General features: G+C 59.1%; 8 protein-coding genes. 3 read left to right on the forward strand and 5 right to left on the reverse strand.

Going from position 1 to position 8138, the window contains the following annotated elements; genetic code table 11:
• Nucleotides 1–413: outer membrane protein assembly factor BamE (locus tag WCA53_RS15305; protein ID WP_423911789.1), on the reverse strand; the 413-nt coding region annotated here is incomplete at its 3' end.
• 201 nt (nucleotides 414–614) lie between these two features.
• On the opposite strand from WCA53_RS15305, the gene fur reads away from it, so the two are divergent.
• On the forward strand, nucleotides 615–1040 hold the full coding sequence (fur, locus tag WCA53_RS15310) for a ferric iron uptake transcriptional regulator (protein WP_423911793.1): 426 nt from the start codon (nucleotides 615–617) through the stop codon (nucleotides 1038–1040).
• Nucleotides 1041–1132: 92 nt separating this feature from the next.
• Here fur and gap read toward each other — a convergent pair whose 3' ends face one another.
• Nucleotides 1133–2143: a type I glyceraldehyde-3-phosphate dehydrogenase gene (gap, locus tag WCA53_RS15315; protein ID WP_423911798.1), complete on the reverse strand. Its 1011-nt coding sequence runs from the start codon at nucleotides 2141–2143 to the stop codon at nucleotides 1133–1135.
• A 100-nt stretch (nucleotides 2144–2243) separates the two neighbouring features.
• Nucleotides 2244–4274 carry a transketolase gene (tkt, locus tag WCA53_RS15320; RefSeq protein WP_423911801.1) on the reverse strand — a complete coding sequence of 677 codons (2031 nt, stop codon included), beginning with the start codon at nucleotides 4272–4274 and terminating at the stop codon, nucleotides 2244–2246.
• A gap of 347 nt (nucleotides 4275–4621) precedes the next feature.
• Between tkt and WCA53_RS15325 the strand changes: the two genes are divergently transcribed.
• Both WCA53_RS15325 and WCA53_RS15330 read left to right on the forward strand, forming a co-directional pair.
• Nucleotides 4622–5035: a VOC family protein gene (locus tag WCA53_RS15325; protein WP_423911803.1), complete on the forward strand. Its 414-nt coding sequence runs from the start codon at nucleotides 4622–4624 to the stop codon at nucleotides 5033–5035.
• Between the two features lie 63 nt (nucleotides 5036–5098).
• Entirely contained in the window at nucleotides 5099–5836 is a 738-nt protein-coding gene (locus WCA53_RS15330; protein WP_423911806.1) for a 16S rRNA (uracil(1498)-N(3))-methyltransferase, read from the forward strand.
• 144 nt (nucleotides 5837–5980) lie between these two features.
• Here WCA53_RS15330 and WCA53_RS15335 read toward each other — a convergent pair whose 3' ends face one another.
• Entirely contained in the window at nucleotides 5981–6541 is a 561-nt protein-coding gene (locus WCA53_RS15335) for a barstar family protein (protein ID WP_423911809.1), read from the reverse strand.
• 16 nt (nucleotides 6542–6557) lie between these two features.
• Nucleotides 6558–7034, reverse strand: coding sequence for a ribonuclease (locus WCA53_RS15340; RefSeq protein ID WP_423911812.1), 477 nt, complete (start codon nucleotides 7032–7034; stop codon nucleotides 6558–6560).
• Nucleotides 7035–8138: the final 1104 nt, after the last annotated feature.

Raw genomic sequence — 8138 nt, forward strand, 5'->3', positions numbered from 1 at the left:
GTCGCCGACGCGAGCTTGACGCCCTTGTCGCCGTCGATCTCGGCGAGCAACTCCAGATTGGACGGCAGGTTTTCACCGCCGGTCCAGTTCGCCACCCGATCGCCGGCAAAGTTCACCACGAAGTCACGCTGCTGCACGACCGAAGTGGAACCACGCTTGAAATAGAAAATGTAGTCCCACCGGTCCGCGTGGAACATGTCTGCCAGCAACGGCGTGCCGAGAATCGCTTTTACCTGATCACGCGACATGCCGACCTGCATTTGGGCGGCGGCCTCATGTGAAACGAAATTGCCCTGCACCACCGTGATCCGATACGGTGTGATGTGCTGAGCAAACCGTTGCGTAACGCTGTTGTAAGTAGAACACCCGGCCAGGACGGTCATTGTGGCGGCTGCGATCAAGGTTCCGCGCATTAGACGGCTCTCCCGGCGATTCAATAAAGATTTTGGAAACATTTCATCCTTCATTTCACCGTTCGCTCAGCCAACGCCAACGGGTGGCGCAGCAAGTTTCGGGGGTCTTTCGAAGATCGCGCCATTTCGTTCGATGATGCCCGGAACGGTAAAAACGCATTACTATGAGAACCTTGAATTGTACTCTAGGGATCCCTAGCGATGACCAATCCCGCCGATCTCAAAAATATCGGGCTGAAGGCGACCTTGCCCCGGCTCAAAATTCTGGAGATCTTCCAACATAGCCCCGTCCGTCACCTGACGGCAGAAGACGTGTATCGCAGTTTGCTACATGAAGAACTCGATATCGGTCTTGCAACCGTGTATCGCGTATTGACGCAGTTCGAGCAGGCCGGCTTACTGTCGCGTAACAACTTCGAGTCCGGCAAAGCCGTGTTCGAACTCAACGAAGGTACGCATCACGACCACCTGGTGTGTCTCGATTGCGGCCTGGTGGAAGAATTCTTCGACGCAGAAATCGAGAACCGCCAGCAAGCCATCGCGAAAGAACGCGGCTTCAGACTTCACGAGCACGCGCTTGCGCTGTATGGCTCTTGTTCGAAGGAAAATTGCCCGCACAAGAAGTAGGCTCGCTCTGCCTGCAGACTTGAAAAAAGCCGCTCTTTCGAGCGGCTTTTTCATTTAGCGCACCAACACTAAGATCAATGTTTACTTCGCGCTTACTTCGCGTTCGCCAGCGCCACCGCGGTGTCCAGCATGCGGTTCGAGAAGCCCCATTCGTTGTCGTACCAGCTCGACACCTTGACCAGCCGGCCTGACACCTTCGTCAGCGTGGCGTCGAAGGTCGATGAAGCCGGGTTGTGGTTGAAGTCGATCGAAACCAGCGGCGCCGTGTTGTAGCCCAGAATGCCCTTCAACGCGCCTTCCGATGCTTCCTTCATGATCGAATTAACCTCGTCCACGGTCGTATCGCGGGCAGCGATGAACGACAAATCGACGATCGATACATTGATGGTCGGCACGCGGATCGCGTAACCATCGAGCTTGCCGTTCAACTCGGGCAACACCAGACCAACGGCCGATGCAGCGCCCGTCTTCGTCGGAATCTGGCTATGCGTAGCCGAGCGCGCGCGACGCAGATCCTCGTGATACACGTCCGTCAGGACCTGGTCGTTCGTGTAGGCGTGGATCGTGGTCATCAGGCCGTTGACCAGGCCGATCTTGTCATTGAGCGGCTTGACGAGCGGCGCGAGGCAGTTCGTCGTGCACGACGCATTCGAAATGACCGTGTCCGATGCCTTCAGCACGTGGTGGTTCACGCCGTAGACGATGGTCGCGTCGACATCCTTGCCGCCCGGAGCAGAAATGATGACCTTCTTCGCGCCGGCCTTGATGTGCGCGCTGGCCTTTTCCTTCGTGGTGAAGAAGCCCGTGCATTCCATCACCACGTCGACCTTCAGTTCGGCCCACGGCAATTCAGCCGGGTTCCGGGTGGCCAGCACGCGAATACGGTCGCCGTCGACGACGAGGTAATCGCCATCCACCGACACCACGCCGGGGAACTTGCCGTGCGCCGTGTCGTATTGCGTCAGGTGCGCGTTGGTGTTGGCGTCGCCGAGATCGTTGATCGCGACGATCTCGATGTCATGTTTCTTGCCGTTTTCATACAGGGCACGCAGGGTATTGCGGCCGATACGGCCATAGCCGTTAATTGCAACGCGAATCGTCATGGTCAATCTCCTGATGGCTGAAAAAACTTCCAGTTCGCCGCTGCCCGTTCTGCTGCCTAAAGCCTGAGCCCTCAGGCTCAAGCTCAAGCAGCGAATCCGTTCAGCCGGCGAGTGCGGCTTTGGCCGTCTCCACGACATGCTCGACGGTGAAGCCGAAATACTTGAACAGCTCGCCAGCAGGCGCGGATTCGCCGAACGAATCGATGCCTACCACGCCGCCTTCGAGACCTACATACTTGCGCCAGAAATCCGTCACGCCCGCTTCGATCGCAACGCGCACAACACCCTTAGGCAGCACGCGCTCGCGGTATTCCGCGTCCTGGAGATCGAACGCGTTCGTGCAAGGCATGGACACGATGCGCGCGCCGATGCCTTCCTGCGCGAGCGCCTCGCCTGCCTTGAGCGCGAGTTCCACTTCCGAACCCGTCGCGATCAGGATGATCTTGCGCGCCGGGATGTCGTCGTTCCAGTCGCGCAGTACGTAGCCGCCCTTCGCCACATTTGCAATTTGTACGTCATTGCGCGGCGAGAACAGCAGGTTCTGACGCGTGAAAATCAGCACCGACGGTCCGTTGTACTCGATAGCTTGCGTCCACGCGACCGCGGTTTCAACGGTATCGGCCGGGCGCCATACATGCAAGTGCGGAATCAGGCGCAAGCTCGACGTTTGTTCGACCGACTGGTGCGTCGGGCCGTCTTCGCCCAGGCCGATCGAATCGTGGGTGAACACGAAGATCGAACGCGACTTCATGAGGGCGGCTACGCGCAGCGCGTTGCGGCTGTAGTCCGAGAACGTCAGGAACGTGCCGCCGAACGGCCGATAGCCGCCGTGCACCACCATGCCGTTGATCGCGGCGCTCATGCCGAATTCGCGCACGCCGTAATTGATGTGGTTGCCCCACTGGATGTCGCTGCTTTCGACACCCGCGCGCACGTTCTTCGACGCCTTCCAGTTCGTGAGATTCGAGCTCGTCAGGTCGGCGGAACCGCCCAGCAATTCGGGCAACGCGGCGGCGAGGCCGTCGAGCGTTTGTTGCGACGCCTTGCGCGTGGCAATGGTTTCGCCCTTCTGGTTCGCGGACTCGATGATATTTTTCGCGTCCTGCGCCCAATTGGCCGGCAATTCACCGTTCATCCGACGCACGAATTCAGCGGCTTGAGCCGAATGCTTCGCGCGATACGCAGCGAAACGCTTGTTCCACTCCGCCTCCACGCGCGCGCCTTCTTCCTTGGCGTTCCACGACGCATAGACCTCGTCGGGAATGACAAACGGTTCCCACGTCCAGCCGAGGCCCGCGCGTGCATCGGCGATTTCCTTCGCACCGAGCGGTGCGCCATGCGAATCGTGGCTACCCTGCTTGGTCGGCGCACCCTTGCCGATGGTCGTCTTGCAGCAGATCAACGTGGGTTTGTCTGAGGTCTTGGCTTGCGCGATTGCCGCATCAACTGCATCGACATTGTGGCCATCCACTGCGCGGATCACGTTCCAGCCATAGGCTTCGAAGCGCTTCGGGGTGTCGTCGTGGAACCAGTGTTCCACGTGGCCGTCGATGGAAATGCCGTTGTCGTCGTACAGCGCAATCAGCTTGTGCAGCTTGAGCGTGCCGGCGAACGAGCACGCTTCGTGCGAGATGCCTTCCATCATGCAGCCGTCGCCGAGAAACACGTACGTGTGGTGATCGACGATCTTCGCGCCGTCCTGATTGAATTCCGCGGCCAGCAGCGCTTCAGCGAGCGCCATGCCGACCGCGTTAGCGAGCCCTTGCCCGAGCGGACCCGTCGTCGTTTCGACGCCTGGCGTGATGCCCCATTCCGGGTGACCTGGCGTTTTCGAATGCAACTGGCGGAATTTCTTCAGCTCGTCCATTGGCAGGTCGTAGCCCGTCAGGTGCAGCAACGAATAGAGCAGCATGGAGCCGTGACCGTTCGACAAGACGAAACGATCGCGGTCGGCCCAATGCGGATTGGCGGGATTGTGCTTTAGGTGACGTGACCAAAGCGCGACGCCGATTTCCGCCATGCCCATTGGCATGCCTGGATGGCCGGAATTGGCTTGCTGAACGGCATCCATTGCCAGCGCGCGGATCGCGTTGGCCATCAGGCTGGTCTGGCTGGAATTCGGGATTGTCATGTCGAGTCCGGTAGGTCCTGAAAAGATCCTCGGATGATTCTGAGCGACGCGCCGGGCGGGTGGCGAAATCAACTTTTCAGCGCCCGACGCGACAAGAAACGGAGAGGATCGGAAGGCGGCCATTCTAGCAGAGGCGCCAGAAAGGCAGGCGGGCAAGGGCACAGGAACGAGGCTTGCGCGAGGTGCCAATGAGGCAAGAATGGGGTGATTGAAGCGAAGCAGCCCCCCCGCTGCCACACTCGCGTCCGGCCTGCAACCCGCAACAACCAACCCCATTGCCCACGTCCTTCCGGGACAAAGCGCCATGGCACAATAGTCTCCACTGTTGAGCGTCAAGGAGATACTGAATGACGGACCCCCGCCCCGCCGATGTGCCGTGGCTCACGCCGTACCTGACGGTGCGGGATGCCCGTGTAAGCACCGGTTTTTACGAACAGGCTCTGGGATTCACGGTGCGTGACAGTGTCAACGACGACGGGACTGTGATTCACGTCGAGATGACGTATCGCGGACAATTGATCTTGATGTTTGCGCCCGAAGGCGCCTACGGCTCGCACGCGAAGACGCCCAAAAGCACCGGACTGATGGCGCCGCAGTCGTTCTATTTGTACGTTGACGACGTCGACGCCACGTACGCGCGCGCCCTTGCGGTGGGCGCGCGTGCGCTGATTGAGCCGCAGGATCAGTTCTGGGGTGACCGTTTCGCGCAATTCGAAGATCCGGATGGTTATCGCTGGGCCGTTGCGCGTCATTTAAACTAGCCTCCCCTTCACCACCGTCACCCTACTGCCCGCGCGCCCAGGCGTTCGCGGGCGAGCCAACTGATGCCACGTTTCTTCGTTGCCGCTCCGCTCGTTGCGGGCGAAACCCTGTCGCTCCCGGACGATGTCGTCCGTCACATTCAAGTACTGCGCCTGCAGACCGGTGATGTGCTTGACCTCTTCGATGGTAAAGGCGGCGAGTATCGCGCCCATTTGTTGGAGATCGGCAAGCGCACGGCGATCGTACAGCTCAATGAATTTGTCGCGCGTGAAGCCGAGCCGCCGTATCGAATCACGCTGGCGCAGGGCGTAGCGGGCGGCGACAAAATGGACTGGTTGATCGAGAAATCGGTGGAACTGGGCGTTTCCTCGATAGTGCCGCTCACTGCCGAGCGTGGCGTGGTGAGGCTGTCAAGCGAGCGTGCCGTGCGCCGGCAGTTGCACTGGCAAGCTTTAGTCCACGCAGCCTGCGAGCAATGCGGGCGCAATCGGGTGCCGGAAGTCTCGCCAGCGAAGGATTTGCATGCTTGGCTGAACGGCTTGCCATCTGCGGGAACCGATGAGTTGAGGCTGCTGCTCTCGCCGCGTGCCGAGCTCGGGTTTGGGTCATTGCCGGTGGCAGCGCCTGCTGCGCCGATCACAATCGCAATCGGCCCCGAGGCGGGGTTCTCGCCGGGCGAAGAGGCGGCGATAGTTGACGCCGGGTTTACCTCGCTCGGCCTTGGGGCCCGCGTGTTGCGCACGGAAACCGCCGGGATTGCAGTGTTGGCAGCCCTTGCCGGGCGATGGGGAGGGTGGTGAGTGGGTGGGCTGCTAGCAATTAGTGCGGGTATATAGGGTGGAGCGGTTCTACGAGTGGCAACTGCAACCACAAGGGCTACACCCTCGCCGCGCGCTTACCACCAGCAGAACCGCCTCAACCCCGCCCGCCCAAGGGCCCGAGCGTCATGCGAACGAATAGAACACCCTGAAAGCGACTCGACGTTCCGCCCAGAACTCGCTGGCTTCGCGAAAAACGTCGAGCAAGGTTTCGCGACCTTCCTTATCGAATTTCTGAGCCACTGGAAGTGCTTCCAGCACGATCACAAAGCCAGGCTGCGAGCCCGCCTTGTGCACGAGATCGGTAAGACTGTCGTAAAGCGCATCGTAATTTTTGCCGAAATGTTTAGGAAATAGAAACGATGTCGCGATAGTTTCGAGCACTTCCTGCTTACTTTGCGCTTGTCCGCAATACGCATACAGGAAATGCTGGCCGAGTTTGTTCGCTTCGTCGGCTAGATCCTGAACCCGAAAAGCACGGATCGACTGCACGATATTCGATCGTACCGTCTTGAAAAGACTCATAGACCCCTCGTTCAATGCAGACGGCGACGGGTTCGGCGCGTCGTCGGCTTGCTTTTCTTCAGTTGCGCGGAGTCGCAAGACCCGTTGAAACATGTTGCCATCGCCGGTCGCGAAAAAATCACTCGCAACACCGTTGTCGTGCGCGTAGATGTTGTCGCTCATGCCGTTCATCCCGAAGTTATCCCGCAATACGTTTAAAACTCGCGTAGTGGTCGTCGCTATAGAAGCAGTTGTCAATCTGCCTGCGAGGGCCACCACATACGATCCGGCGTGCGCCGCGATCGCGGGCGCGCGGCGTAGGAACGGTGTACTCGTGGTAAAAACCTCGCGGATGCGACGGTAGCAAGCGCTCACGGTTGCCGAACACGATGCCGTCCTTCTCGAACGGAAACGGCCCGCCAGCCTGGATTTGCCGCAAAGTCGTCACGGCCTGCTTCGGTAACTGCGCGATCGCTACGGTTTCCTGTCCCGCCATTGAGTCGAGCGACGCGGTTTCGCGCGGCGTTTCGACCGGCGGCATGCGCGGCGTTGCGGCTTGACTTCCCGGTGCCCCGGCACTGCTTGCCGACGTCTGTGAATCCGGTCCACCTTTCCCGCAGCCGCTCAAAACCACAAAAAGCGCCACGACACATTGACACAACCACCCGCGCTTCACGAAACCTGTCCTCGCTACGAGCCTCAAGACGAGACAACCGTTGAAGTCGTAAGGGTATCGCTAATAACACCCGGAATCAACGTCGGTTCGGTGGACGCTGGCCGCTCGGTGAGGTCTCGACGCCTTATGAGCCCGCTTTATGCGGCTTTCCACGGTTTTTGAAAAGAAACCGCATCGAGGAAAGCACGAGCAAATTAGGATACGGCTGAGTTCATTTTATCGAGTTTAGGCTAATACTTTGGTCATGCGTGGTTTGGGGAGTGGAACCAAGTGTCGCCTCTCTTGGGAATCTCTCACGGTGTCTGGTGTCTGCCGGCGCCATTGCTATTTGGAGGAAAAGCAAATCCCCTGGCGTACCTCGAAGCGTGCCGGATTATCTGGCACGCTTTTTTTTGCATCAGGGGGTTGCTGGCCGCAGGCTTTGGGGTTGGGCCTGATCGCGGTGGCGGTGCTACTGGCGGTGAGTGTGGGGCTAGGGCGGAGGGGGTGCTGCTCGCGGCGAGTGTGGGGAGAGCGTTGAGTCCTTCTGCTCGCGTGGTCGTTCTGCATAAGTAGTATTTTCTTGCTTATTTCTGTTAGCCCCTATCCGGGGCGGGACTTCATTTCTTTGCAAACGCGCAAAGAAACGAAGCAAAGAACGCGTTTTAAACCGCCAATTTTTAAGTGTCGTCGTCGATCACTTCAGGCTTTTGGCACGAACGTAGCACGGCCCCCACACATCAATCCGCAGTCGAACCCCCACATCAAGACCAAACGCCGCGCACACGCTTCGCCTCCAGCGCCCCAAATGACGTAATTTCAACGTCGATTGACCCACCGACCTACATGGATTGTTAGTTCGCCCGTGTTCAACGGGCGGTTATTTGGTTTATCGGCTGTACGCCAGTATTGTTTTTACGGCGCCGGAGGCGAAGCGTGTGCGCGCCGTCCGGGCTTGAGGTGGGTGTTCAACTGAGCGTTGATGGGTGGGGGCGGAACTACGTTCGTGCCAAAAACCTGAAATGAGCAACGACGACACTGAGGTATTCGCGGTTTGAACGCGTTTCTTTGCTTCGTTTCTTTTCGCGTTTGAAAAGAAATGAAGTCCCGCCCCGGATAGGGGCT

The organism is Caballeronia sp., from assembly GCF_049581465.1.
GTDB lineage: Bacteria > Pseudomonadota > Gammaproteobacteria > Burkholderiales > Burkholderiaceae > Caballeronia.

Coding starts and splice junctions, on each gene's coding strand:
- gap (WP_423911798.1), bottom strand. CDS start 2,143: ATGACGATTCGCGTTGCAATTAACGGCTATGGCCGTATCGGCCGCAAT.
- WCA53_RS15325 (WP_423911803.1), top strand. CDS start 4,622: ATGACGGACCCCCGCCCCGCCGATGTGCCGTGGCTCACGCCGTACCTG.
- tkt (WP_423911801.1), bottom strand. CDS start 4,274: ATGACAATCCCGAATTCCAGCCAGACCAGCCTGATGGCCAACGCGATC.
- WCA53_RS15330 (WP_423911806.1), top strand. CDS start 5,099: ATGCCACGTTTCTTCGTTGCCGCTCCGCTCGTTGCGGGCGAAACCCTG.
- fur (WP_423911793.1), top strand. CDS start 615: ATGACCAATCCCGCCGATCTCAAAAATATCGGGCTGAAGGCGACCTTG.
- WCA53_RS15335 (WP_423911809.1), bottom strand. CDS start 6,541: ATGAGCGACAACATCTACGCGCACGACAACGGTGTTGCGAGTGATTTT.